Origin of the sequence: Luteimonas vadosa, from assembly GCF_039543545.1 — a bacterium.
GTDB classification, from domain to species: domain Bacteria; phylum Pseudomonadota; class Gammaproteobacteria; order Xanthomonadales; family Xanthomonadaceae; genus Luteimonas; species Luteimonas vadosa.
Genome location: NZ_BAABJY010000001.1, coordinates 186,163 through 211,048, shown reverse-complemented (window position 1 = coordinate 211,048; position 24,886 = coordinate 186,163). Strand labels below are relative to the sequence as shown.

General features: G+C 64.3%; 21 protein-coding genes. All 21 read left to right on the top strand.

Translation table 11 applies throughout. The features are described 5' to 3' along the window. Nucleotides 1–19 precede the first annotated feature (19 nt). The 21 genes from ABD970_RS00900 (at nt 20) to ABD970_RS00800 (ending at nt 24,837) form a co-directional block, all read left to right on the top strand. Nucleotides 20–988: a UDP-glucuronic acid decarboxylase family protein gene (locus ABD970_RS00900; RefSeq protein WP_345293618.1), complete on the top strand. Its 969-nt coding sequence runs from the start codon at nt 20–22 to the stop codon at nt 986–988. A gap of 95 nt (nt 989–1,083) precedes the next feature. Continuing rightward, nucleotides 1,084–2,874, top strand: a complete 1,791-nt coding sequence (locus ABD970_RS00895) for an ABC transporter ATP-binding protein (RefSeq protein WP_345293617.1) — start codon at nt 1,084–1,086, stop codon at nt 2,872–2,874. A 71-nt stretch (nt 2,875–2,945) separates the two neighbouring features. Beyond that, nucleotides 2,946–3,920: a hypothetical protein gene (locus ABD970_RS00890; RefSeq protein WP_345293616.1), complete on the top strand. Its 975-nt coding sequence runs from the start codon at nt 2,946–2,948 to the stop codon at nt 3,918–3,920. Between the two features lie 74 nt (nt 3,921–3,994). Further along, nucleotides 3,995–4,885 carry an FkbM family methyltransferase gene (locus ABD970_RS00885; RefSeq protein WP_345293615.1) on the top strand — a complete coding sequence of 297 codons (891 nt, stop codon included), beginning with the start codon at nt 3,995–3,997 and terminating at the stop codon, nt 4,883–4,885. A 97-nt stretch (nt 4,886–4,982) separates the two neighbouring features. Further along, on the top strand, nt 4,983–6,113 hold the full coding sequence (locus ABD970_RS00880) for a glycosyltransferase family 4 protein (RefSeq protein WP_345293614.1): 1,131 nt from the start codon (nt 4,983–4,985) through the stop codon (nt 6,111–6,113). Between the two features lie 49 nt (nt 6,114–6,162). Further along, nucleotides 6,163–7,158 (top strand): glycosyltransferase, encoded by a 996-nt coding sequence (locus ABD970_RS00875; RefSeq protein ID WP_345293613.1) that lies wholly within the window; start codon nt 6,163–6,165, stop codon nt 7,156–7,158. Beyond that, a complete protein-coding gene (locus ABD970_RS00870; RefSeq protein WP_345293612.1) occupies nt 7,145–8,407 on the top strand; it encodes a glycosyltransferase in 1,263 nt (420 codons plus the stop codon). Before ABD970_RS00875 ends, ABD970_RS00870 begins: the two co-directional genes overlap by 14 nt. A gap of 5 nt (nt 8,408–8,412) precedes the next feature. Continuing rightward, nucleotides 8,413–9,714, top strand: coding sequence for a glycosyltransferase (locus ABD970_RS00865; protein WP_345293611.1), 1,302 nt, complete (start codon nt 8,413–8,415; stop codon nt 9,712–9,714). Beyond that, on the top strand, nt 9,711–10,961 hold the full coding sequence (locus ABD970_RS00860) for a glycosyltransferase family 4 protein (protein WP_345293610.1): 1,251 nt from the start codon (nt 9,711–9,713) through the stop codon (nt 10,959–10,961). The genes ABD970_RS00865 and ABD970_RS00860 overlap by 4 nt, the downstream gene beginning before the upstream one ends. After that, the gene (locus ABD970_RS00855) at nt 10,958–12,382 is read left to right on the top strand and encodes a hypothetical protein (RefSeq protein WP_345293609.1); all 1,425 of its coding nucleotides are present in this window, start codon (nt 10,958–10,960) and stop codon (nt 12,380–12,382) included. The genes ABD970_RS00860 and ABD970_RS00855 overlap by 4 nt, the downstream gene beginning before the upstream one ends. A 2-nt stretch (nt 12,383–12,384) precedes the next feature. Beyond that, nucleotides 12,385–13,515: a glycosyltransferase gene (locus ABD970_RS00850; RefSeq protein WP_345293608.1), complete on the top strand. Its 1,131-nt coding sequence runs from the start codon at nt 12,385–12,387 to the stop codon at nt 13,513–13,515. Then, nucleotides 13,440–15,311, top strand: a complete 1,872-nt coding sequence (asnB, locus tag ABD970_RS00845; protein WP_345293607.1) for an asparagine synthase (glutamine-hydrolyzing) — start codon at nt 13,440–13,442, stop codon at nt 15,309–15,311. Before ABD970_RS00850 ends, asnB begins: the two co-directional genes overlap by 76 nt. 37 nt (nt 15,312–15,348) lie before the next feature. Continuing rightward, entirely contained in the window at nt 15,349–15,972 is a 624-nt protein-coding gene (locus ABD970_RS00840) for a class I SAM-dependent methyltransferase (protein ID WP_345293606.1), read from the top strand. Continuing rightward, nucleotides 15,954–17,231, top strand: a complete 1,278-nt coding sequence (locus ABD970_RS00835) for a glycosyltransferase (RefSeq protein ID WP_345293605.1) — start codon at nt 15,954–15,956, stop codon at nt 17,229–17,231. Before ABD970_RS00840 ends, ABD970_RS00835 begins: the two co-directional genes overlap by 19 nt. Continuing rightward, the gene (gene galE, locus ABD970_RS00830) at nt 17,228–18,247 is read left to right on the top strand and encodes a UDP-glucose 4-epimerase GalE (protein ID WP_345293604.1); all 1,020 of its coding nucleotides are present in this window, start codon (nt 17,228–17,230) and stop codon (nt 18,245–18,247) included. Before ABD970_RS00835 ends, galE begins: the two co-directional genes overlap by 4 nt. A gap of 43 nt (nt 18,248–18,290) precedes the next feature. Next, a complete protein-coding gene (locus tag ABD970_RS00825; RefSeq protein WP_345293603.1) occupies nt 18,291–18,848 on the top strand; it encodes an LbetaH domain-containing protein in 558 nt (185 codons plus the stop codon). A gap of 8 nt (nt 18,849–18,856) precedes the next feature. Beyond that, entirely contained in the window at nt 18,857–19,669 is an 813-nt protein-coding gene (locus tag ABD970_RS00820) for a glycosyltransferase family 2 protein (protein WP_345293602.1), read from the top strand. Further along, complete coding sequence (locus ABD970_RS00815; RefSeq protein WP_345293601.1) at nt 19,659–20,846, top strand: glycosyltransferase family protein; 1,188 nt, start codon at nt 19,659–19,661, stop codon at nt 20,844–20,846. The genes ABD970_RS00820 and ABD970_RS00815 overlap by 11 nt, the downstream gene beginning before the upstream one ends. After that, a complete protein-coding gene (locus ABD970_RS00810) occupies nt 20,843–21,820 on the top strand; it encodes an NAD-dependent epimerase/dehydratase family protein (protein ID WP_345293600.1) in 978 nt (325 codons plus the stop codon). Before ABD970_RS00815 ends, ABD970_RS00810 begins: the two co-directional genes overlap by 4 nt. Nucleotides 21,821–21,945: 125 nt before the next feature. Continuing rightward, a complete protein-coding gene (locus ABD970_RS00805; protein ID WP_345293599.1) occupies nt 21,946–23,130 on the top strand; it encodes an MraY family glycosyltransferase in 1,185 nt (394 codons plus the stop codon). A 507-nt stretch (nt 23,131–23,637) separates the two neighbouring features. After that, on the top strand, nt 23,638–24,837 hold the full coding sequence (locus ABD970_RS00800) for a cystathionine gamma-synthase (protein WP_345293598.1): 1,200 nt from the start codon (nt 23,638–23,640) through the stop codon (nt 24,835–24,837). Nucleotides 24,838–24,886: the final 49 nt, after the last annotated feature.

The following is a 24,886-nucleotide window of genomic DNA, read 5'->3' as shown; positions in this document are numbered from 1 at the left end:
CAGTAACCAAGGAAAATCGATGAGGCAGTACGACATTCGGAAGCGCATTGTGGTGACCGGGGGAGCAGGCTTCCTCGGCTCGCACCTCATGGACCGACTCCTCGAGCAGGGGCACGAGGTCATATGCGTGGATAACCTTTTCACCGGCACGAAGCGCAACATCGACCACTTGCACGACAACCCCCGGTTCGAATTCGTCCGCCACGACGTCACCTTCCCCCTGTACGTTGAAGCCGACGAGATCTGGAACCTGGCATGTCCTGCTTCCCCCATCCATTACAGCCATGACCCGGTCCAGACAACCAAGACGTCCGTGCACGGCGCCATCAACATGCTGGGGCTGGCCAAGCGCCTGCGCTGCAGGATTTTCCAGGCCTCGACCAGCGAGGTCTACGGCGATCCCGCTGTCCACCCGCAACGGGAGGACTACTGGGGCAACGTCAATTGCATCGGGCCGCGTTCGTGCTACGACGAGGGCAAGCGTTGCGCAGAGACATTGTTCTTCGATTACCACAGGCAGCATGGCCTCGACATCAAGGTTGCCAGGATATTCAACACGTACGGCCCAAGGATGCATCCCAATGATGGGCGGGTGATCTCCAATTTCATCGTGCAGGCACTGCGCGGTGATCCGATCACCATTTACGGAGAAGGTCGCCAAACACGTTCTTTCTGCTATGTCGACGACCTGATCGAGGGATTCCTGAGGTTGATGGAAACGCCGCAAGGATTCACGGGGCCAGTGAACCTGGGCAATCCCGGCGAGTTCACCATCCATCAGCTCGCCCGGATGGTGCTCGAACTCACCGGTTCCAGTTCAACGCTGGTGAACAAGCCCTTGCCCGAGGATGACCCGATGCAGCGCCAGCCCGACATCTCCCTGGCGCGCTCGGAACTGGACTGGGAGCCGAAGGTCGCGCTCGAGGACGGCCTGAAAAAGACGATCGCCTATTTCGACGCCCTGCTGCGCGAAGGGAAGCAGGATTAACGTGGCAACAGCTGCTTGCCGTGGCTGCAGAAGGCCAAGTGCCCGGCCCCTCCGTGGAGGGTCCCCGGGTGGCTGAGCCGACTCGAGAGCCGACGTTGCCCGACCTGATGCGGCGCCTCTGGCGGCACCTGGAACCCGGCCACCGTGCAGAGTTCTTCCTGTTGCTCGGGCTGATGATGCTGAACGCATTGGCCGAGGTCATCAGCCTCGGCGCTGTGCTCCCGTTCCTCGGCATTCTGACGGCGCCGGAGCGGGTCATGGCGTGGGAGTGGATGCAGCCCGTGATGGGCGCCCTGGGCATCCATACGGCCGCCGGGCTCGTCTTGCCGCTGACGTTCCTTTTCGTACTGGCGATCGTGATCGCCGCCTTCCTCCGCATGCTGTTGCTGTGGTGGACGACCCGGTACACGCTGCGAGCGGGATTGGCCCTGAGCTGCCTGACGTATCGCCGGACCTTGTATCAGCCCTACTCCGTGCATATCGCACGCAATAGCAGCGGCGTGATCAGCGGACTCACCAACAAGATCAACACGGTTGTTTTCGGCGTGGTGATGCCATTGCTCGTGCTCGCCAGTTCTGCGTTGCTGGTCGTTTCCGTCGTGGCGACGTTGATGGTGATAGATCCGGTGGTGGCCATGACCGCCGCACTCGCCCTTGGATTGGGTTACGGGACGATCACGCTGTTCACGCGGCACCGGATGCGGCGCAACAGCGAGAACATCGCCCACGGGCAGACCGGGCTGTTGAAGACGTTGCAAGATGGGTTGGGTGGGATCAGGGATGTTCTCCTGGATGGGACCCAGGATGTGTATTGCGGTGTCTACCGGGAGGCAGACGAGCCGTTGCGCCGTGCGCAATGCAACAACACCTTCATTTCACAAAGCCCGCGCATCGTCATGGAAGCGGCCGGAATGCTGCTGATCGCGGGAATCGCCTATGCCATGAGCCGCCAGGCGGGCGGAATCACGCCTGCATTGCCGGTATTGGGCGCTCTTGCGCTGGGCGCGCAACGCATGCTCCCGGCATTGCAGCAGGCTTACAGTGCATGGCAAAGCATCGCTGGAAACCGAGCCTCGCTGCAGGACGTTGTCGACCTGCTGGACCAGCCGCTTCCAGAGGAGTTGCTGCTCCCAGCGCCGCAGCCCTTGGAGTTCGACGATGGCATCGTGATCGAGGATGTGTCTTACCGATACGACACGGGGCCATGGATCCTGGACGGCATCAATTTGAGGGTTCCCAAGGGAGCGCGCGTGGGACTGGTTGGCCCGACCGGCAGCGGCAAGAGCACGTTGCTGGACATCCTGATGGGTTTGCTTCCACCCACCCGGGGTCGCCTCTTGGTGGACGGGAACCCTCTCGGCGTCGGGCAAACGCTGCGTGCCTGGCAGGGAGCGATCGCCCATGTCCCGCAATCAATCTACCTGGCCGACGCGTCGATCGCGGAGAACATCGCGTTCGGGGTGCCGGCGGAGGATATCGATCGTGCCCGTGTCGGCAAGGCTGCACATGCCGCGCAGATTGGCGACTTCATCGAATCCTCCGCGGGTGGATACGACGCTACCGTTGGAGAGCGCGGCATCCGCTTGTCCGGGGGGCAACGCCAGAGGATCGGCATCGCGAGGGCGCTTTACAAGGATGCGAGCGTGCTGGTCTTCGACGAGGCGACCAGTGCACTCGATACGGCCACCGAGCAGTCGGTGATGGAGACGATCGCATCCCTGGACCGTGGACTGACCGTCTTCCTGATCGCGCACCGGCTCAGTACGGTTCGCGGTTGCGACATGATCGTCGAGCTCAATGCGGGCCGGATAGTTGCGGTTGACACCTACGACAACCTGGTTGCGCGGAGTCCCAGTTTCCGCAGGATGGCTGGGGAGTCAGGCTAGGCGCATTCGTCGCGCGTGGCCGATTGGCCCGATGGGATTATTCCCCCATCGGCAAGAGGAGTGAGAGCTAGATGCAACAAGCACAGCGTGGCGTCCTCACCATCGCCACGGGGCGACGTGTCTATCTGGACATGGCGATTGCCTTGGCGCGATCCTTTCGCTGGTGGAACAACGATGGCGACATCGAGTTCTACCTTGCGACGGATAGCGTCGATCCGTTGCCCAGGGACCTGGCATTCGTACGCAGGCTGCAGTTTGCGCCGGGCGAGCTGGGCACGGGTTTCTCCGTCAAGTTGAACATGCAGCGGATCGCACCTTCCCTCCATACCTTGTTTATCGACGCCGATTGCCTGTGCGTGGGACCGCTGGCACCGGTCTTCGAACGGTTCTCCGGACGTGCGGTATCGGTGGTTGGCGGCGCCATAACGGAGGGCGAGTGGTTTGGAGACGTCGCGGCGACACGCGCACACTTCAACCTGCCCACACTGACCAAGTTCAATGGCGGCGTGTATTACTTCGAGCAGGGGGAGGTCGCCGAGCGGGTCTTCGACCATGCCCGTGGGCTGGTGGAGCGCTATGACGAACTAGGGCTCGTGCGCTTGCGCGATTGCCCTAACGAGGAATTGCTGATGGCCATATCGATGGGGCTGGAAGGCTGCACAGGCCTCGCCGACGACGGCACCATTCATGGGGAACTCTTCGCTTCGCCCAAGCTGCTCGAGATCGATGTCCTTGCCGGCAAGGCGTTGCTGAGCAATCCACCACCGGGCGATCCCCAGCATCGGCGCGGATACCCCGTGCGCGAGACGCGGCCGGTCATCGTGCATTTCCTGGGCGACTTCACGTCGAAATGGCAGTACCGGTCGCAGGCTCGCGTACTGCGCCTGGTGTCGGAGTGGCGCGTTCCGCAGGCGCTGGCACGCACCTGGGTGGCGGCGACCTACCAATTCCCCATGTGGTGCCTGGAACGTGCGCGCTCTGCGCTCCGACCGCTGTTCCGCCGTGTCGTGGGCTACCGTCGGGTGCGATTCGAGGAGCGCATGTGAGCGCGCAGCGATGAGCATCGAGCCTGGTGGTGATTCGCGCGAATGCCGCGCTGCTGGCAGTGGATGGAGGATATATGGCGCTGCTTGATGTCCTGTCATTCGTGATGCGCCATCCGCTCAACAGGGGGATGCGCTTCCGTGCGCTCCAGCAATTCCTGTCCTGGCAACTGAGTAGTCGCTTGGTGCCGGGCGGCGTGCTTTTCGACTGGATCGAGGGCAGTCGGTTGATCGTGCGCCCGGGCCAGACCGGGCTGACGGGAAACATCTACTGTGGACTGCAGGAATTCGCCGAGATGGGCTACCTGCTGCATGTCCTCAGGCCGGGAGATCTCTTCGTTGATATCGGTGCGAACCTGGGTTCCTACACCATCCTGGCTTCGGCCGTGGTCGGTGCCGACACGATCTGCGTGGAGCCGGTGCCGGACACCTACGCGGCATTGATCGAGAACGTACGCGTCAACGGGGCCGAAGAGCGCGTGACTTGCATCCAGGCCGCCGTGGGCGCCCGAGAGGGTACAAGCTGGTTCAGTACCGGGCTCGGCCCTGGCAATCACATGATCCAGGGGGCCGAGGGCGGTGCCGGCGGGCTGGAGGTGGAGACCATGACCCTGGACAGGCTCCTTGAAGGCGTCCATCCGGCTCTCATCAAGATCGACGTCGAGGGCTTCGAGACCGAGGTGATCGAGGGCGGGGCTGAGACGCTCTCACGGCCTTCGCTGCATTCCGTGATCATGGAGCTCAACGGCAGCGGGAACGCTTACGGATTCGACGAAGACAGAGTTCTTCAGACCATGCGCGCGCACGGGTTCTCTCTTTGCACCTATGATCCCTTGCAGCGCCGCGTTGATGCGTTGCCTATCCTGGATCCGGCGCTGGACAACTGCATCTTCATTCGCGACGTCGCGCTGGCCAGAGCCAGAACTCTGGACTCGAGGCAATATCAGATCCGCGGGCACATGCTGTGAGTGCGTGTTTGGACAAGGGTGGACCCTCGCCGGACGAAATTGATTCGCGCCGTGCGCCCAGGCAGGCAGGCGCGTTACCGTGCGGGGGATTGGCCGCGTGAAACTCGTGGTCGTCGAGCCGACTCCCGCGCATGGCGGGGGATCCGAGGCGATGGTGTTGTCCCTGGCGCGAGGTCTTGCGGGGCGCGGGCATGAAATCGTGCTGGTTCATGACCAGCCCGGTTCGATGACGGCCGACTACGCCGCGTTCGCCACCGACATCATCTCCACGGCGCTCCCCGGATTCGCGTTTCGAGTGCCAGCCACCACCATGGCTGGGGTATGGAACCTGATGTCGACGGTACGCAGGTGCGGCGCGCACGCGGGGCTTAGTTCGCACCTCGGATACCTTCGCCATGCCGCCCTGGTGCACCGGTTGGTCCGGGTTCCGTTCTTGTTCCACCTGGGATTGCCATGCGTGGGTAGCACTCCGTTGCTACGGTGGAGTTACCGAAACCTCGGCTTCGGCATCGCCCCCTCCGCCCATACCGCAGCAAGCTGGGAAGCAGGTGGCTGGCCGCGGGAACTTCTGGGGGTAGTTCCCAACTGGGTGGACATCGAGCGCTTCCAGCCCGCCACGGATGTCCCCGCGCTGCGCCGATCCCTGTCGCTCGAGCCAGAAGCGCGGTATGTGCTGTTCCTGGGACGCATTTGTGAACAAAAGGGTATTCGCGTCCTGCTGCGGGCGTTTGCGGATCTCGGCCCGGCGCACGAGGATGCGGTCCTGTTACTGGTGGGTGGCGTGGCCCCTGATTTCGCGGACGACTTCGAGGCGGAACTGGGGCGCTTGCCCGAAACGCGACGCAGCAAGGTGCTATTACGGCCGGTCACCGCATTCCCGGAGCGCTACTACCAGGCGGCCGATGTCGCATGCGTCCCATCGCTTGGCGATGAGGCATTCGGCCTGACCGTGATCGAGGCAATGTCATGCGGGCTACCGGTCTTGACCAGTGCCCTTGGAGTCACCCCCGATATCCTCGGCGAGTCTCACGCCGATCTGCTCCGCCGGCCCGGCGATGTCGCCCACTGGACGCAGGGACTGCGAGACTTGCTGGACAACAGCGCTCATCGCCGTCGCACCGGAATTTCCCTCAGGGATCGCGCGGTGGCATGTTTCGGCCCGGAGCCCGGCTTGGACGCCTATGAAGAGCGGCTGATCCGGATGACCGCTCGCCGGCGGGGAAATTGAGGTGAGCGCGCTTCTTCCGGGGTCCCGCTTGGCGCCTGCTCCGCGCGACATGGTGCTGAATCTCTTCTATCGCGAACCCGACCCCGATCGCTGGCTTCCCGGGGACCGGTACCCACGCCGGCTGATCCGCCGCCTCGTGCGCGGGAAACCCCGCCCAGGGGGGCAGACGCGTGTTTTCCTCAACTTGTGCGCAGGCCTCCGCGAGATCGGTGTTCCGTTCCGGGTCAATGATTTTCGCCATGCGCGCCGGCATCCCGATGAGGTCGCATGCATCATTGGCAAGCCCTTCCTGCTGGACGTGATGGCGTGGCGCAATCCGATCTTGTTCGGGGCCGCGGTCTTTTCGCACCCCATCGACGATCCGGACTTGTTCAAGCGGCGGCCCGTGCGCCGCGTCCTCGTCCCAGGACCATGGATGCAACGCATGTGCCAGCCCTATTGGGGCGACCGGGTACAGGCGTGGCCGGTAGGCATCGACACGGACCTATGGTCGCCGCAAGGCGACGTGCCGAAGGACACCGATCTTCTGCTTTACGACAAGGTCCTTTGGGACCGCGGGCAGCGAGAACGTGATTTGCTGGAACCGATCCGGAGCCGGCTGCGAAAGGCCGGCATCTCGTTCATGGAATTGACTTATGGACGCTATCGGGAGCGGGACTATCGAGAGGCTTTGGCGCGCTGCCGCGGCATGGTTTTCCTGTGCGAGCATGAGACGCAGGGGATCGCCTACCAGCAAGCCCTGGCATGTGGCGTGCCGCTGCTCGCCTGGGACCAGGGAGGGCCATGGCGTGACCCCTCCTACTACCCGCATCGCGTGGTCTATGGTCCGGTAACCTCGGTGCCATATTGGGACGAGCGCTGCGGCTTGCGGTTCTCCGACGCTGCCGAGTTTGAAACTGCGCTGGAGCAGTTCATGGCGGGCCTGGCCCAGGCGGACTACCAGCCACGCGCCTATGTGCTTCAGCACCTCCGCCTGGCCGACCGGGCGCGGGAGTACAGCGCCATCGCCCGGGCGGTCCAGCAGGAAGCCGATGGCGATGGTTGACCCCTCCAGACCGACCCCCCCTGAAGCGCCTTGGCAGGGACGGACCGTCGTAAGTCTCATCATGGGCCATCTCGCCAGCTCGCCGCGTGTGCAGAAGCAGGCGCGCGCGCTGAGAGAGGCCGGGGCACGCGTCCTGGTACGCGGAAACTGGCTCGATCCGCGTTTGGCACAGGAAGACCTGTCGTTGGCGCGCGAGCTTGACATCGATTTCGCAGCCGTGACGGACTTGCGTCCGGGTCGAAGGGACCTGGGCGACAGGCTCAGGCACAGGCTCGCGCATGAGGGCTTCAAGCGTATCGGCCTGTTCTCCTCCCGGATCCTCGGGCCAGGTGCACCTGAACTTTGGCGTTATGCGGCGGGCCAACCGTCGGATCTGGTCACGGTGCATTCGGAGCCTGGACTCTGGGTTGCGAAGAGACTGCTGGGCGCAGGGAAGCGCATCGTGGTGGATTTCGAGGACTGGTTCTCCGAGGACCAGCTGCCCAGCGACCGCTCGCCAGCCGTCCGTGGCCGCTTGCGCCAGCTCGAGATGCTCCTTCTGCACCGCGCGCATGGGTGCCTGGCGCCTACGGAGGCGATGGCGTCGGCGCTCGCCGAGAGTGCGGGAACGGATCGGCGCCCCACTGTCGTACGCAACTGTTTCCCCGCGGCACCGGTCGAAGATCGCCCGAGCTCTCGCGTGCCCGGCCCCGTGTCCTTCTACTGGTTCTCGCAGACCATCGGTCCCGGACGCGGGCTTGAAGTCCTGGCAAGTGCATTGCCCCAGCTGCGCGGGGAATGGAACCTGTACCTGCGCGGCGCGATGCGTGGATATGGCTCATGGTTCGATACGGTCTTCGGCGGCGCGACGCGAAGTCGCGTCCATGTCCTTCCACCCGTTCCAAACGATGCACTTCTGGCCGCCAACCGGCAGCATGCGGTCGGGCTCGCGCTGGAGGCACCCTACTGCCGGAACAAGGAACTCACCGCTTCGAACAAGATCCACGAGTACATGCGGGCGGGGGCGGCTGTCATAGCGACCCGCACTGCCGGCCAGGTCGAAGTCATGGCGGCGAGTCCGGGTGCAGGGCTTCTGGTCGAGCCGGGCGACGCCACGGGCCTCGCGGCGGCAATGCAGGCGCTGATCGATTCCCCGGAGAAGCTGGCGGCATGCCGGCAGTCCGCGCTCACCGCATCGCGCGAGGTCTGGGACTGGAGCATGCATGCTCCCCGCCTGCTGGATGCGCTCGAACGGGCCATGGGAAAATGAAACCCATGCTCCGTATCCTGATCGTCTCGCCCCACTTCCCGCCGGTCAGTAGTGCCGACATGCAACGGGTACGGATGTTGCTACCGTACTTGCAGGAAAATGGATGCCAGGTCGAAGTCCTCTCCGTGGACCCTGGCGCGGTCGAGTCTCCCCTTGATCCATGGTTGCAGGAGGGATTGCCTCCGGAAGTCGTCGTGCATCGCGTGCCTGTCCCGGGAAAACCGTGGAGCAGGCTGCCGGGGCTCGGCACGCTCGGCTTTCGCGCGATCCCACCCCTGGCGCGAGCGGGCAACCGGCTGTTGCGCACCGGGCACTTCGACCTGGTCTATTTTTCGACGACGGTGTTTGAAACCCACATCCTCGGACCGCTCTGGAAGCGCCTGTTCGGCGTGCCATACGTGATGGATTACCAGGATGCCTGGGTGAGTGACTACTACGCCCTCAGGCCGGAGAATGCACCTCCAGGTGGCCGCTTGAAGTATGCGGTCATCCGCCGCATCCATCGGTGGATGGAGCCCAGGGTGCTGCGTGATTGCAGCGGATTGACCTCGGTGTCGCCGGACTATCCCCGGCAACTCGCAACCCGATATCCAAAGGCCACCCTGCCGCGCGTCCTCGTGCAGGGGTTCCCGGGTGCCTCGCGCGACTTCGACCGGCTACCCGAGACGCCCGCTGGCCCCCTGCCTTTCGACCCGGCCGGCGGCGGCCGCCATTGGGTCTATGTGGGACGAGGAGGGGAGGACATGGCGCTGGCCGCCTCGGCGCTTTTCGAGGCTCTCGCCCAGGCACGGGCGGCAGGACGCGACACCGACGTGCGGATGCATTTCATCGGCACGTCATACGCGCGCTCGGGAAGCGGCCGCAAGACCTTCGAGCCCCTGGCGCAGGAGCGGGGGGTCGGTGATGTCGTTTCCGAACAGACAGACCGTATCGGCTATGGGACAACCCTGTGGTGCCTTCGCAATGCCGATGCCCTGATGGTGCCGGGGTCCGATGATCCCGCTTATACCGCCTCAAAGATCTACCCCTACCTGCTGGCCGGCAAGCCGCTGTTGGCGATCTTCCATCGGCGCAGCACGGTGGTGGAGCTGTTCCGCCGGGCCGGCGGCGGAGTCTGCGTACCCTTCGACGACGGGGATAGCGTGGCCACCCTGGCCACCCGCATTGGCCGGCAGTGGTTCGACAAGGCCGACGATGCCCGCCGGGTACCCCTCGACCAGGACGCATTCCACCCCTTTACGGATGTGGCGTGTGCGGCGGAATTCACGGGTTTTCTCCGACTCTGCCTGGAAGATGCGCGACGATGAGCAAGCGTTCGCCCGGCAAGCCCCGACTCGCGGTAGTGATTTCCCATCCGACCCAGTACTACGCCCCGTGGTTCAAGTACCTGGCGCAAGAGGGCGCAGTCGAACTGAAGGTCTACTACCTTTGGGATTTCGGAGTTCAGAACCGCTTTGACCCTGATTTCGGCCACTCCCTGGTCTGGGACGTTCCGTTACTGGAAGGCTATTCGTGGGTAATGGTCCCAAACCGCAGCGCTTACCCGGGAACGGACGCGTTTTCGGGGTTGGACAACCCCCAGCTGCTGGATCTGCTGGCCGATGACCCTCCCGATGCGATCCTGCTTTTCGGTTACGCTTACCGCACCCATCTGCGCCTGCTCATGTCCTCGCTGCCGCGGTCCATTCCGGTCCTCCTGCGCGGGGATTCACACGACATCGCGCGACCGAGCCACCTTCGCCAACGTCTGGCAAGGCTCGCCCGCAGGTTCCTGTTCCGAAGGGCCGCCGCCGCACTGGCTGTCGGGACCGCCAACCGCCAGTATTTCCTCGATGCCGGGATGCCCCCCTCACGGATCCACATGGTCCCGCATTGCGTGGACAACGACCGTTTCGCTGCCGCCACGGGCGATGCTGCGGAGCAGGCCACGGCTTGGCGCGCAGAGCTCGGCATCCGCGCGGACGCCCTCGTGATCCTCTTTGCAGGGAAGTTCGAGGAGAAGAAGCGTCCGCTCGACCTTTTGCATGCGTTTCTCGCCCTCCGGGACGAGCCGGGCATGGAGTCTTCGGGGGCAGTGCTGCTCATGGTCGGCGCCGGCGCGCTGGAGGGCCAGCTGCGCGCATGCGCGGGCGACCGCCTGGGGACGGACGTGATCCTGGCTCCGTTCCAGAACCAGAGCCGGATGCCGATGGTCTATGCGGCGGCCGATGTGCTCGTGCTGCCATCCCATGGCAATGGCGAGACTTGGGGCCTGGTGGTGAACGAAGCGATGAACATGGGGGTTCCCTGCGTGGTCAGCACCCATGTTGGTTGTGCGGCCGACCTCGTGGAACCAGGGCAGACCGGCTGGGTTTTTCCCGCGGGCGACCGAGAGGCCCTGACGCGGACCTTGCGGTCGGTGGTTGAGTGCGGCTCGGCCGAGCGGCGCCGCATGGGTGCGGCGGCACGGAGCCGCGTGCAGGAGGACTATTCGTATGCAGTCGCGGGGCGTGCCTTGTTGGAGGCCATGTCCAGCGCCGTATCCGCTGCGTCGTCGTCCGGGAGCCGAAGGTGATGCAGATCGACCGGCGGACGGGTCTGGGTATCGTCGTGATCGCCGTGCTGTGCGCGCTGGTGTCCGCTTTCACGGCCAATCCCGGGCTCACACTGGCCTCGCTGGTGCTGGCGCCGGCGCTGGTACTGATGCTTTGGCGGCCCGGGGAGCCGCCAGTGCTCCTGTATGCAATGGGGTACCACTGGCTGCAGGCGTCCATCCTCGTCTTTTACGCCAATGTCATCGGACAGCGCCTCGCGGACCTTTCCTACGACAGCCGGCTGGAAGCAGCGACCTGGCTGACATTGGCCGGCGTGTTCGCGATTGCGATCGGGGCTCGTATGGGCATGGGTCCGCGGTATGCGCCGGTCGCCCAGGCTTCGGTCTCGTCCATTGCAGGGCAACTTTCCCTGCGCCGCCTGTTCGTGGCCTGCTTGCTGGCGATCGCGGGGTCCACCTTGCTCACCAGGGTTGCCTATGTGGTGCCGGGTTTGATCCAGCCCATCCTGGCCCTGAGTCTGTTGCGATGGGTGATGGTTTACCTGTTCACGTTCTGCGTGCTCAACCGTCGACAAGGGTTCGGAATGCTGGCGGTGGTGTTCGCGATCGAGGTTGTGGTGGGCTTCCTGGGGTTCTTCAGCGACTTCAAGACTGTGGTTATCGTGATGATGCTGGCGGCATTGACATCGAGTTCATCCTTGCGCGACATGCGCTTGAAGACGGTCGCGGCGCTCGCAGCGGCGGTGCTGTTTCTTGGCTTGACGTGGACCGCCATCAAAAGCGACTACCGCGCATTCCTGAACCAGGGGACGGGACAGCAGGTGGTGCTCGCTCCCGTCTCGGAGCGGGTGGCCAAGCTGGGCGACCTGATAGGAGACATGTCACCAGAACGCTACGGCGATGCAGTACTGACCTTGGTGGAACGCATCACCTATGTCTCGTACCTGGGCCAGGTGATCGAAACTGTGCCCCATCACATCGAGCACGAGAACGGACGGCTCTGGGCAGAGGCCCTGGCGAGACCCTTCATGCCCCGCCTTTTGTTCCCGGACAAGGCAGTGATCGACGACTCGGAACGGACCTCCTATTACACGGGACAGCCTGTAGCAGGGGCAGAGGAGGGGGCATCCATCAGTCTCGGGTACGTGGCCGAGAGCTACATCGACTTCGGTGCCCCGGGAATGCTGGCACCATTGTTGCTGTGGGGCATCCTGCTTGGGTTGGCCTACCGCGTCGTCGTACGCGGCACCCGATACCCCTTATTGGGATACGCCAGCGCCACGGTGCTGATCGGCCTGGGTGCATCGGTGCTGGAGCAATCCAACCTCAAGATGGTGAGTGCACTCGTGCTCGGGCTGGGGGTCCTGTTGGCCTTCCAGTGGTTGTTGGGACGGCGCGTGCTGCGCTGGCTCGCGCCAGCGCGCGTCCCCCATCAGGCGTGATCATGTCGGCGCCCCCTCCAGCTCGCGGAGGACTCCAGGTGTGGTCTCCTGGGTTCACGGGTTTCGGCGGCGGGATCGCCGCATTCGGCAAAGCCTTGGTCCAGGTCCTGTTGCTCAAGGCTCGCCCCATCACGTTGTGCGGGCGCGATGACGTGGGGGGAAGCCTGCTTGGGCAACCCCTGCACGGAGCGGGTCGTTGGTCGTTGCCACTGCGCAAGCTTGCGTATGCCTGGCTGCTTCTGCGGCTTGCCGGCGCGCAACGGCCGGAACTGGTGATCTGCACCCACCTGAATTACGGACCCGTCGCCCTTGTGGCGAGGATCCTGTTCGGCATCCCCTATGCCGTGGTGGGGCACGGCGTCGAAGTCGATCCGGGAATGTCGGTTCTGCGGCGCATGGCCTTGCGTCGGGCCAGCGCCGTGTGGGTGGTGTCGCGGTGGACCCGTGATCGCGCACGGGCGCTGGGTGTCCATCCCGACCGTATCGAGATCCTTGGCAATACCGTCGACCCCGGGAGGTTTCACCCGGGAACAACAAGCGATTCGCTTAGATCGGGCCTGGCGGTCCCGGCAGGAGCGCGGGTCGTCTTGACCGTAGCGCGGCTGGATCCAGCGGAAGGTTACAAGGGTTGCGATGCAGTCTTGCGTGCGTTGCCCCGCTTGAACGCGGCGATGGGCGCCGTGCATTACGTGATTGCAGGCCGCGGTGAGGATGAAGTGAGGTTGCGCGAGTTGGCACGTCAACTGAAGATCGAGGATCGCGTGCACTTCGCCGGGTTCGTCGACGGTTCCGATCTCCCCGGCTACTACGCGACGGCCGATGTGTACGCAATGCCGAGTCTGGGCGAGGGGTTCGGGATCGTGTTCCTCGAAGCGATGGCATCCGGCACGCCCGTCCTGGGTGGAAATCTCGACGGAACCCTGGACGCACTCGACGACGGAAGACTCGGTGCGTTGGTGGATCCGCGTGATGACGATGCGGTCGCCTCGGGACTGCAGTCCCTGCTCGAGGGGAGGGGCGAGGATTTCTGGTTCGAACCCTTGCGCTTGCGCGAGGCATGCCTGGACAGGCATGGGCCTGCTGCCTTCCAGGAGCGTATCGATCAGGCGCTTGCCCGCGCAGGAGTGCACTGATGTGCGGTATCGGGGGCTACTTCGGCCGCCGCGATCGGGATGCCGGGCAACATCTCCTTGATGCAATGCAACGTGTCATGTTGCACCGGGGCCCGGATGGGCAGGGGACATGGATCGACCCCCGTCAGTGCGCGGGACTCGCACACGTCCGGCTTGCGATCCTGGATCCACGTCCAGCCGGCGCGCAGCCCATGGCCACCGGCGACGGCCGGTACGTGATCAGCTACAACGGGGAGGTCTACAACTTCCAGGAATTGCGGGTAGAACTGGAGGCGCTTGGAGTCAGCTTCCACACGGGCACCGATACCGAGGTGATACTGCACGCGTTCCGGCAATGGGGGACCGCGGCCCTGTCGCGCCTCCGTGGCATGTTCGCCCTCGCCATCTGGGATACCGAGGAAAGCCGCGGCTGGCTGGCGCGCGACGGCTTCGGCATCAAGCCTCTCTACTATGCAGCGACACGAGGCGGCTTGGTGTTCGGGTCGGAACTGCGGGTGGTCTTGGAGGCAGGAGTACCGATCGTTCTGGATCCGGCAAGTGTCGCGGGATTCTTCGCAACCGGCTCAGTGCCGGAACCTGGCACGCTGATCCAGGGAGTGGAAATGCTGCCGCCGGGACAGGTGTTGGCATGGAGCGAGGAGGGTTGCCACACCCAACGATTCTGGGAACCGGTGTTTCCGCCACCTGCCCCGATGGGGCATCTGGATGCGGTCCAGCTCGCCAGCAACGCCCTGGAGGACTCGGTGCGGGCTCACTTCGTGAGTGATGTTCCGGTGGGTCTCTTCCTGAGCGGGGGCATCGACTCAACGGCACTGCTGGCGTTGTCTGCCCGGCTCGGCCTTGCCGATCAGCTGGCGGCGTTCTCGATCGCCGTTGACGATGCCGCTGCCGACGAGTCCGCGGTCGCGGCAAGGACGGCGAAGCGGTTCGGGGCGCACCACCACGTCCACAAGCTCGACGCGAGGGCTGCCAGGGAGAGTTTTCCGGAGTTCCTGGATGCCATGGACGTTCCCTCGGTCGATGGCTTCAATACCTGGACGGTGTCTCGATTCGCTCACGACAACGGGTTCAAGGTGGTCTTGTCTGGCCTGGGCGGCGATGAACTCTTCGGGGGCTATCCCAGTTTCCAGCGGGTGCCGCGCCTGCACGCGGCCACGCGACTGATATCGGGGATACCGATGGCGGGCGCGACGATGCGTCACCTCGCCAAATTGCGGCGGCTTCCTCCCCGCTGGCGCCGCGCCGTGGATGCAGTGGTCGCCGGCGGTACGCTCGCAGCCTCCTATCGTGCCTATCGCGGCATTTTTTCCCTGCCGGAAGCGGTGCAGCTGGCGGCGCACTACTGTGGCATGGACACGAACGATGTCCTCCGCGGTGGCTGGCCGCAGGAAACGGCGGTGCAGGGCACTGGAGCCCAAGCCATCAGTCAGCTCGAGCTGACACGGTACATGCGCAACCAGTTGCTGCGTGACAGTGATGTCATGAGCATGTCGCATGGTCTGGAACTGCGTCTGCCCCTAGTGGATCGGACACTGTTCGATACAATGGCAACCGTGCCGGCCGCCTTGCGGCTGCAGCCGGGCAAGGGCCTGCTCCGGCAGGCGGTTCCGGAACTGCCAGCGGAAGTGCTGAATGCCCCGAAGCGCGGGTTCAGTTTCCCGGTGCGCAAGTGGCTTGAGCAGGATTTCGGGGCGGGTTTCCGCGAAGTTGGCAAGGGCCTCCCCGTGGTTGCCGAGGAGTGGTACCAGAAATGGAGCCTGATGACTTTCGAGCGCTGGCGCGCTGCACGGCTGTGACGTCCTGCAGCACGGCATCGGAAACTGGGGAGATGGAATGAACCTGCAATTCGGGGCGGGATTGGACGGTCCTGAGGGGTGGCTCAATGTCGATGCGTCTCCGACGCTTCGACTGCAGCGCTTGCCCATTGCCGGGCCCCTGCTGCGGCCGTGGTTGCATCCGCAATTCAGTCGCCGCGTCGTCTACGGGGATGTCGTGCGCGGGCTGCGCCTCAGCGATGGCAGCGTGGATCTCGTTTACTGCTCGCACGTCCTGGAACACTTGGCTTTGTCGGATTGTCTGCTTGCACTCAGGGAAGTCCTGCGGGTGCTCAAGCCGGGTGGCGTTTTCCGGGGGGTGCTTCCCGATCTGGCGCAGGAGGTGCAGGCCTATCTGTCCAGTCGTGACCACGAGCCGGCGACCGAATTCATGCGCTCCACGTTGATGGGATGGGAAGAGCGCCCCCGAGGCCTGTTGGCAATGGTGCGTACCGCGTACGGCAACAGCCGACATCTATGGATGTGGGACTTTCCCTCACTCGCGTACCGACTCAACGAGGCGGGTTTCATCGACATCCGTGCTGCCACTTTCAACGATTCCAGCGACCCAGCGTTCCGTGCCGTCGAATCAGCCGAACGCTGGGAGAATGCACTGGGTTTCGAGTGCAGGAAGCCTCGTTGACCATTCCCTTCCGCGGGGACGGCGACCCCCCTTCAGATGCGGCGCTCCCTCGCCGATCGCAATCTTGCCCCTCGGCCGGCTTGCGCGTATTGCATGTCATTCCGTCAGTCTCCCTTTCCAGCGGCGGTCCCGCCAGAGCCATGGCGCAGATCGAGCAAGGATTGTCGGCCCGCGGCGTCCACGTCGTGACCGCAACCACGGATGATGACGGGCCCGCCGGCCGCATGGATGTCCCGCTCGGTCGCCTGGTGCCGTGCAATGGAGCCGAGCGGATCTACTTCCCGCGCCAGACCTCGTTGTACAAGGCGTCGCTGCCATTCGCACGCTGGCTTTGGCGATCCCTGGCGGGGTTCGATGCCGTTCACGTGCATTCGCTATTCTCGTTCGCGCCCGTGGTGGCCGCGGCGATCGCCGCAAACAGAGGCGTGCCCTGCATCATCCGACCACTGGGCGTGCTCAACCACTATGGAATGCAGCATCGCCGGAGCGCCTTCAAGGCGCTTTCCATTCGCATGGTCGAGGGTCCGTTGCTCACACGGGCCGCCGCCGTCCACTTCACTTCCCGGCAGGAGCAGGAAGAGGCCGAAACATTGGGTTTCACCTTGCGTAGCCGAGTGATTCCATTGGGCATATCGCCGTTGAAGAAAGAAAGGTCGGGTGCATACGAGGCGCGTTTTGGAAAGGCTGGATTCCCCCACCTGCTGTTCGTATCAAGGATTGATCGAAAGAAAAACCTTGATGTCTTGCTGCGGGCGTTCGCACTGGTCCTCGCGCGTTACCCGCAAGCCAGGCTGAGTATCTGCGGAGACGGGGACCGTGCGTATCTCGCTGAGGTTCGGCTCACGGCGGAACAACTCCAAGTCGCCCCGGCAGTCGTCTGGGCCGGTCATGTGGAAGGGCACCTGAAGGCCAGCGCGTTTGGGTCCGCGGACGTGTTCGTCCTACCCAGCTTTTCCGAGAACTTCGGTATCGCGGCGGTCGAGGCGCTCAGCGCAGGGCTGCCGTGTGTACTGGGACGCGGAGTCGCGGTTGCCGACGAAATCCAGGCCGCGGCCGCTGGTATCGCGGTCGCCCCGGAAGCGGAAGCAGTGGCCTCCGCCATCTGCGAGCTGGTTGCCGATGACGACTACCGTGCTCGGGCAAGCCAGGCCGCCCGCGCCCTCGCGCGAGAGCGTTACTCTCCGGATGCGATGATCGATGGCCTCTGCTCGCTGTACGCAGGTATAACCGGCAGCCATTCGCACAGGGCCCAGGCATGACTCTTTCAGTCCTTGTAGTTGGTGGCGCCGGGTACATCGGCTCCCACATGTGCCATGCGCTCGCGGACGCCGGCATGCGAGTGACAGTGCTCGACAACCTGTCGCGCGGGCACGCCGACGCCGTGGCCGGGTTTACCCTTCTGGAGGCTGATATAAGGTCCGAGGCCGACGTCCGCCGCTGCCTCTCCATCGAGCGCTTTGATCTGGTGATGCATTTTGCTGCGCTTGCCTACGTCGGCGAATCAGTCTCCGATCCGCGTCCGTATTACGAGAACAATGTCGCGGGCACGCTGTGCCTGTTGCGCGGAATGCTGGAGGCGGGACTACGGAGAATGGTGTTCTCGTCCACGTGCGCGACTTACGGTGCGCCCGTGGCCTTGCCGATGGACGAAGCCCACCCGCAAGTGCCGGTGAATCCTTATGGCTGGACCAAGTTGTCGGCCGAGCAGGCATTGCGCGATTACGCCGTAGCGTATGGCCTGGAAAGCATCAGCCTTCGCTACTTCAACGCCGCGGGTTGCGACCCCGACGGACGGGCCACGGAGCGCCACGAGCCCGAGACCCACCTGCTGCCCTTGATCCTGCGGGAAGCGGCGCGACTTCAGGCAGGGGGTGATCCAGAAGAGACTGCGCTGGTGGTGTTCGGTGACGACTTTCCGACCCCGGACGGTACGTGCATCCGCGATTACGTGCATGTCAGCGACTTGTGTCGCGCACACCTTCTGGCAGGGCGGCGCCTGCTCGCCGGGCAGGTCGACGGAGCGGAGGCGTACAACCTCGGCAATGGCCAGGGCTACTCCATACTGCAGGCAATCGCCTCGGCGCGGCGCGTGACCGGCCAAGACATACGCTACCGTGTCGCCCCTCGGCGGGCAGGAGACCCGGCGGCGCTCATCGGCGACGGGGCGCTCGCTAGGCGCGTGCTGGATTGGGAACCGGAATGGACCGGGCTGGACGAGATACTATCCACGGTCTGGGCGAGGATGAAATGCGACGGGCTGGGGGTTTCGCGATGAACCTTTGCACAGCTCACTATTTCATGGCACACGCCACCTCCCCATGAAACTCGACATCGCCCGCGCGCGCGCGAACCGCCCATACACCAAGGCCGAGTACGCCGGACGCCTGGCCTGGGCCATCGTCCGCCCACTGTTTCGCCTCAGTCCAAAACCCTGCCATGGTTGGCGGCGAATGCTGCTGCGCGCCTTCGGTGCCCGCATCGGACGGGATGCGCGCATCGACCCTTCGGCCAGGATCACCATTCCCTGGAACTTGGCGATGGGCGCGCAGGCCAGCATCGGGGAGTGCGCCTGGATCTACAATCTGGGGCCGGTGACCATCGGTGAGCGTGCGACGGTTTCGCATCTGGCTCATCTGTGTGCCGGCACGCACGATTACGAGAACGCGGCGCTTCCGTTGCTACGAATGGGCATAGTCATTGGCGACGATGCCTGGATCTGCACGGAGGCTTTCGTCGGCCCGGGCATGAGCGTGGGCAACGGTGCGGTCGTTGCGGCGCGTGCCGTCACGGTTCGCCCCGTCCCTGCCTGGACCGTGGTCGCGGGTAATCCCGCAAGGGCAATCAAGACCCGAGTCCTGCGCGAGGCAGATACATGATTTCCGTGGTGATCCTCACCCTGGACGAAAGTGAGAATCTTCGGCGTTGCCTGCCGAGCGTCGCCTGGTGCGACGACATTGTCGTCATGGATTCCGGTAGTCGGGACGACACCGCCGAAGTGGCGCGCAAGGCGGGGGCGCGCGTCATCACCCGGGATTTCGACAGCTTCGCCGGCCAGCGCAACCACGCCATGGAGTCGGGGGGGCTGCGCCACCGCTGGACCTTGCACCTGGATGCCGATGAAGTCGTCACCCCTGGATTGCGCGAGGAGATGGTGGAGATAGCGCGCGAAGATAGCTCGCCGTTTGAAGTCTATCGGGTGCCGTCGCGCCTGATGCTGATGGGCAGCTGGTTGCGCCATGCCGGGATGTATCCCTCCTACCAAGTCCGTTTTGGACGCACGGACAGGCTGCGCTTCGTCGACCATGGGCACGGACAGCGTGAGGTGCAACCGTTGGCCAAGGTCGGAACATTGACGCATCCGTTGGACCACTACAATTTCTCCAAGGGGTTCAATGACTGGTTTGCCCGGCATCTCCGCTATGCACGGCAAGAGGCGTTGCAGAACATCACTTCCCGGGAATCGACCATGTCGCTCCGGGCCCTCGTCGACCGCGATCCCTTGGCGCGCAGGCGTGCCATTAAACATTTTGCGAACCGCTTGCCTGCGCGGCCTTGGTTGCGCTTCCTGCATGCCTACGTGCTTCGGCTCGGCTTCCTGGATGGTCGTGCAGGCTTTCACTATGCGGTGATGCTGGGGATCTACCAGTATTTCATCGACCTCAATGCCAAAGAGCTCGGAACCGTCGATGACCGGTAACCCCAACCCCCCGGTGGAGGCAGGGCATGTGACCTCGACCCGCATCCTCATGTTGTGCGACTGGCTGCCACCGGACTTCGGTGCGGTGGGTCAATACGCGACAGGTTTCGCGCAGCGGCTGGCGCAAGAGGGCGCGCACGTCGTACTCGTCGGTTTCTCGTCGACCGCCAGCAGCCGCACCCTCGAACCCATGGGGGCCGGCCGTCTGCACACGATCCGCATCAGGCAACGCACGATGGATCGCGCCAGCTTGCTCCGGCGGGCGCTGTGGACGCTTTCCGCCAACCTGGCCCTGCTGTGGGGCGCCAGGCGGGAACTCCTCCACTGCGATGAGATCCGTTTTACCGGATCGCCCGCCTATCTCCTCCACTTCGTGATGCCGGTTGCATCAGTGCTCGGCGTGCGCACACGGTACCGGATCACGGACTTCCATCCCGAGTGCCTTATCGCGGCCCGTCGCCGGAAAAGCTGGTGGCTCCGGCTACTGGGCGGTGTGACGAACGCGTGGCGCAGGCGGGTGGATGTCATCGAGGTGCTCGGCGACGATCAAAGGCGACGCCTGCTCGACTGTGGCGTGGCGCCCGAGCGGATGGAGCTGCTGCGCGACGATGCGCCGGTTGCCATCGATCCATTGGCCACTCCCGCGCCCACGCCGCCGGCGCTCGCCGGGCATAAGACCCTGCTCTATTCGGGGAACTGGGGCGAGGCGCATGACCACGAAACCTTCATCGAGGGATACCGCCTGTTCACGCAAGCCCGGCCGGGGGAGGTGGGCCTTTGGCTGAACGCCACCGGGAAACGCGTGCCGGCCATCGTCTCGGCGCTAGAGCGCCTAGGCTTGCCTTTCGCCCACACTCCGACGGTTCCCTTGGCCCAATTGGCTGGGGTACTATGCGCGGCCGATATCCACCTCATCACCCTGGACGACCGCTTCGTTGGCTACGTGATGCCTTCGAAAGTGTATGGATGCATCGCCTCTGGCCGCCCGGTGCTGTTTGTGGGAAGCGCGGATTCAGACGTCCACGCGCTATGCCGCGATCGACTACGGCCAGAGTGTTACAGGCGGGTCTCGACCGGAGATTCGGCCGGTCTGGCGAGCGCCCTGGCTGATTTGTTGCAGTGTGGCCGGCCGGGCGCGCGCATCGGCAACATTCCCGCGACAGAGATTGAACAATGACGAAGAGAGCATTAGTACTGGGTGGGGGCGGCTTCATCGGCAGCCACCTCGTGCGCCGGCTCAAGCATGAAGGCATGTGGGTGCGTAGCGTGGACCTCAAGCGGCCACCCTATTCGCCTTCGCCGGCCGACGACTTCGTGGTTGGCGACCTGCGCGATCCGGCCTGTGTCCGGCACGCACTGGAAGGTGGGTTCGACGAGGTCTACCAGCTGGCGGCAGACATGGGTGGTGCCGGATTCGTCTTCACCGGCGAGCATGACGCTGCCATCATGCACAACTCGGCGCAGATCAACCTCAACGTGCTCGAGTGCATGCGCAACGAACGCGTGGGCCGGATCTTCTATTCCTCTTCGGCCTGCATGTATCCGGAGTACAACCAACTCGACCCTGATAATCCGCGCTGTAGCGAAGAGTCGGCGTATCCCGCGGCCCCCGACAGTGAGTATGGCTGGGAGAAGCTGTTCAGCGAGCGGCTCTACTTTGCGTACGCGCGAAATTACGGTTTTACGGTGCGGATCGCGCGCTACCATAATATCTTCGGTCCTGAAGGATCCTGGAACGACGGTCGCGAGAAGGCTCCCGCCGCACTGTGCCGCAAGATCGCCATGGCCCCGGACGGCGGCGAGATCGAAATGTGGGGAGACGGCAAGCAGACCAGGTCGTTCCTGTATATCGACGAATGCGTAGAGGGCAGCCTGCGCCTGATGCGCTCCGATTTCACCGGACCGGTCAATATCGGTTCCGACGAGATGGTCAGCATCAATCAGTTCGCGGCGATGATCATGGAAATCGCCGGGAAGCAGTTGCGAATCCGCCACGTCGACGGTCCGACCGGGGTCCGCGGGCGCAACTCCGACAATGCCCTGATCGCCGAGAAGCTGGGGTGGGCGCCCGATCGTCCCCTGGTCGAGGGGCTTGCCGAAACCTACCGGTGGATTGCGGCCCAGGTCCGTGAAGCGGCCTCGAGGCCATAGGCTGGGGGGCTCGGTGCTTCGGTCTCCCACCTGGAGGGCCAGGGTGGACGGGACCCCGTTCACGACGCCCTGACGGCGTGGTCGCGAGACTGTAAGCGGTCCGGACTACGATTGAAGGGTGTTGAATGGGCGAGTATTCAATCGGGTTCGCCGTGAGCGCAAGTGTCGCAGGCCTCCTCCTGTGGCTGCTTCAGCCTGTCGCGCACCGATACGGCCTCCTGGACCATCCCCAGGGCCGGAAGGATCATGCCCTCCCTACCCCCAGTATCGGTGGGGTATGCATTGCCGCGGCGGTGCTGGCGACCCTGTTGGTCCTGGGCGGCAACCAGATGTCGCTGTTGCCATTTGCGGTGAGCGCGCTGATCTTGATCGTCGTGGGCCTGGTGGACGATGTCGTTGACCTGCGATGGTGGTGGCGCATCCTGTCGCACGTCGTGGCCGCGCTGATCATGGTTTATTGGGGCGGGGTTCGAGTTGAATACGTCGGCCTGCTCTTCTCGGACACTCCGGTGGTCCTCGGCGTGTGGTCGGTCCCTTTGACGGTGTTTGCGACCGTCGGCATCATCAATGCGGTCAACATGGCCGACGGTGCCGATGGGCTGGCGGGATCCTTGTGCCTCGCAGCCCTGGTGATGCTCGGCATGGCGGCCCTGTATGCCGGCAACGATCTCCTGTTCGGCCTCCTGGTGCCAATGTTGGCCGCGATCGTCGCGTTCCTCGCCTTCAACTTGCGCTTCCCCTGGCAGCGGCGGGCACGCGTTTTCCTGAGCAACGCGGGCAGTACTTTCCTCGGCTTCACGATCGCCTGGTTGGCGTTTCGCCTCACGCAGAATGCTGCGCATCCTGTTTCCCCGGCCCTCGCGCCCTGGTTGCTGGCTCCACCCGTCATTGACTGCCTGGTGCTCATCGTCCGACGCATCAAGCTCGGACGCTCCCCGTTCCATGGCGACCGCGACCACATGCATCACCTGCTGCTCGATGCTGGCTTCACGCCCAACCAGATCGCGCTGGGGCTTGCGGCGTTGTCCCTCGCCCTCGGACTCGCTGCGGCCCTGGTCCTCAAGACCGACGTGGGCACAGAAACCCATCTTGTCGGCGGTTTCATCGCGCTCACCCTCGGGTACTACTGGCTCACTTCGCGGCGTGCACGGGCCGTGGCCATCTTCGCGCGGCTGCGCGGCGGGCGCAGGATCCCCACACCCGTCCCGGTGGGAGAGCCCTTGGTGTTACCCCGTGTGGCGGGCAGACGCGCGCGCAGCCACCGCAGGCCGGCGCAGCGGAGGGTCGCGGGGAGAGGCGGGGCTAGTTAGCTCAAGTTTCTCGGTCTTCCCGACTTTCCATGCTCGCCCTCACGTGGGGTGATCGCTGGGCAAGGATGCCCATATCGAAGGGATTCGGTGCCCGGTGTGCCGACGGCGGCAAGCCCCTCTCTACCCACCTGCGGCTGGCTGGCGGGGCCGGCCACTCGTGTTTCGCCAAGGCGTCGCAGACAGGCGATCAACCCCTCTCCTGTGCGGTGGGAACTCGCTCTGCAACGAGCGGCGCCTCCCTGGGCCCCGAGCTTCGCCCCTGGGGCTGCCAGAAGAGCCTACCTGTCCAGCGGGCCCGCCGGCAGGCTCCAAGCCATATCGTCCCTGCTGGGGAATTGACACGGCATCCGCACGGAGGCGCACACACCGGGGCACGGTCACCGGGCGGCCTCGCCGAATGGAGGGCCTGGCGGGGAACGACAAGGCTTGAATCCGGGCGGGGCGCCGCGCCGCGGGTGGTAGAATCGCAGGCCATTTTCGCGACACCCCAGCGGGAGCAATCCGGGTATGACGAAACACGACGAGGGCGCCCGGGCCGGTGCGCGGCACCACGGACTTGGCACCCAGGCGATCCATGGTGGCCAGTCGCCCGACCCGAGCACCGGCGCCGTGATGGTGCCCATCTACGCCACCTCCACCTACGCCCAGTCCAGCCCGGGCGAGCACCAGGGCTTTGAGTACTCCCGTAGCCACAATCCCACGCGCTTCGCCTATGAACGGTGCGTGGCCGCGCTGGAGGGCGCCAGTCGCGGGTTCGCCTTCGCCTCGGGCATGGCCGCGACCGCCACCGTGTTGGAATTGCTCGACAGCGGCGACCACGTCGTGGCGATGGATGACCTCTACGGGGGCAGCTTTCGCCTTTTCGAGCGAGTCCGTCGGCGTAGCGCCGGGCTCGATTTCAGCTTCATCGACCTGACTGACTTGGCCGCGCTGGAAGGCGCAATCACCCAGAAGACGCGCATGGTCTGGGTAGAAACGCCAACGAATCCGATGCTGAAGGTCGTCGATTTGGCTGCGGTCTCCCGAATTGCCAAGAGGCATGGCTTGATCATGGTGGTCGACAACACCTTTGCCTCGCCCATCTTGCAGCGTCCGATCGAGCACGGCGCCGACATTGTCATGCACTCCGCCACCAAGTACCTCAATGGACACTCGGACATGGTGGGAGGCATCGCCGTGGTGGGTGACAACCCGGAATTGGCCGAGCAGCTGGGCTTCCTGCAGAACGCCGTGGGCGGGGTGCAAGGTCCGTTCGACAGCTTCTTGGCCCTGCGCGGTCTGAAGACCCTTCACCTGCGGATGAAGGCCCACTGCGAGAACGCGCAGGCATTGGCCGAGTGGCTGGAGGGGCAGCCATTGGTCGAGAAGGTGATCTACCCGGGCCTCAAGTCGCACCCACACCATGCCCTCGCCGCAAGACAGATGGATGGTTTCGGCGGAATGCTGTCGATCGTGCTCAAGGGCGGTTTCGAGGCTGCCAAACGCTTCTGTGAACGGACGGAACTGTTCACGCTGGCCGAGTCGCTAGGTGGGGTGGAGAGCTTGATGAACCATCCAGCGATCATGACCCATGCGAGCGTGCCGGAAGAGCGGCGGGCGACGTTGGGAATCTCCGACAGCTTGGTGCGATTGAGCGTGGGAGTGGAGACGGTGGAAGACATCCTGTCCGCGGTCGAACGCGGTCTCGAGGCCGCGCATTCCGAATGAATCCACATCTAGCTAAATCCGGGTCCCCGGTCGCGCTCGCTCGAAGTAT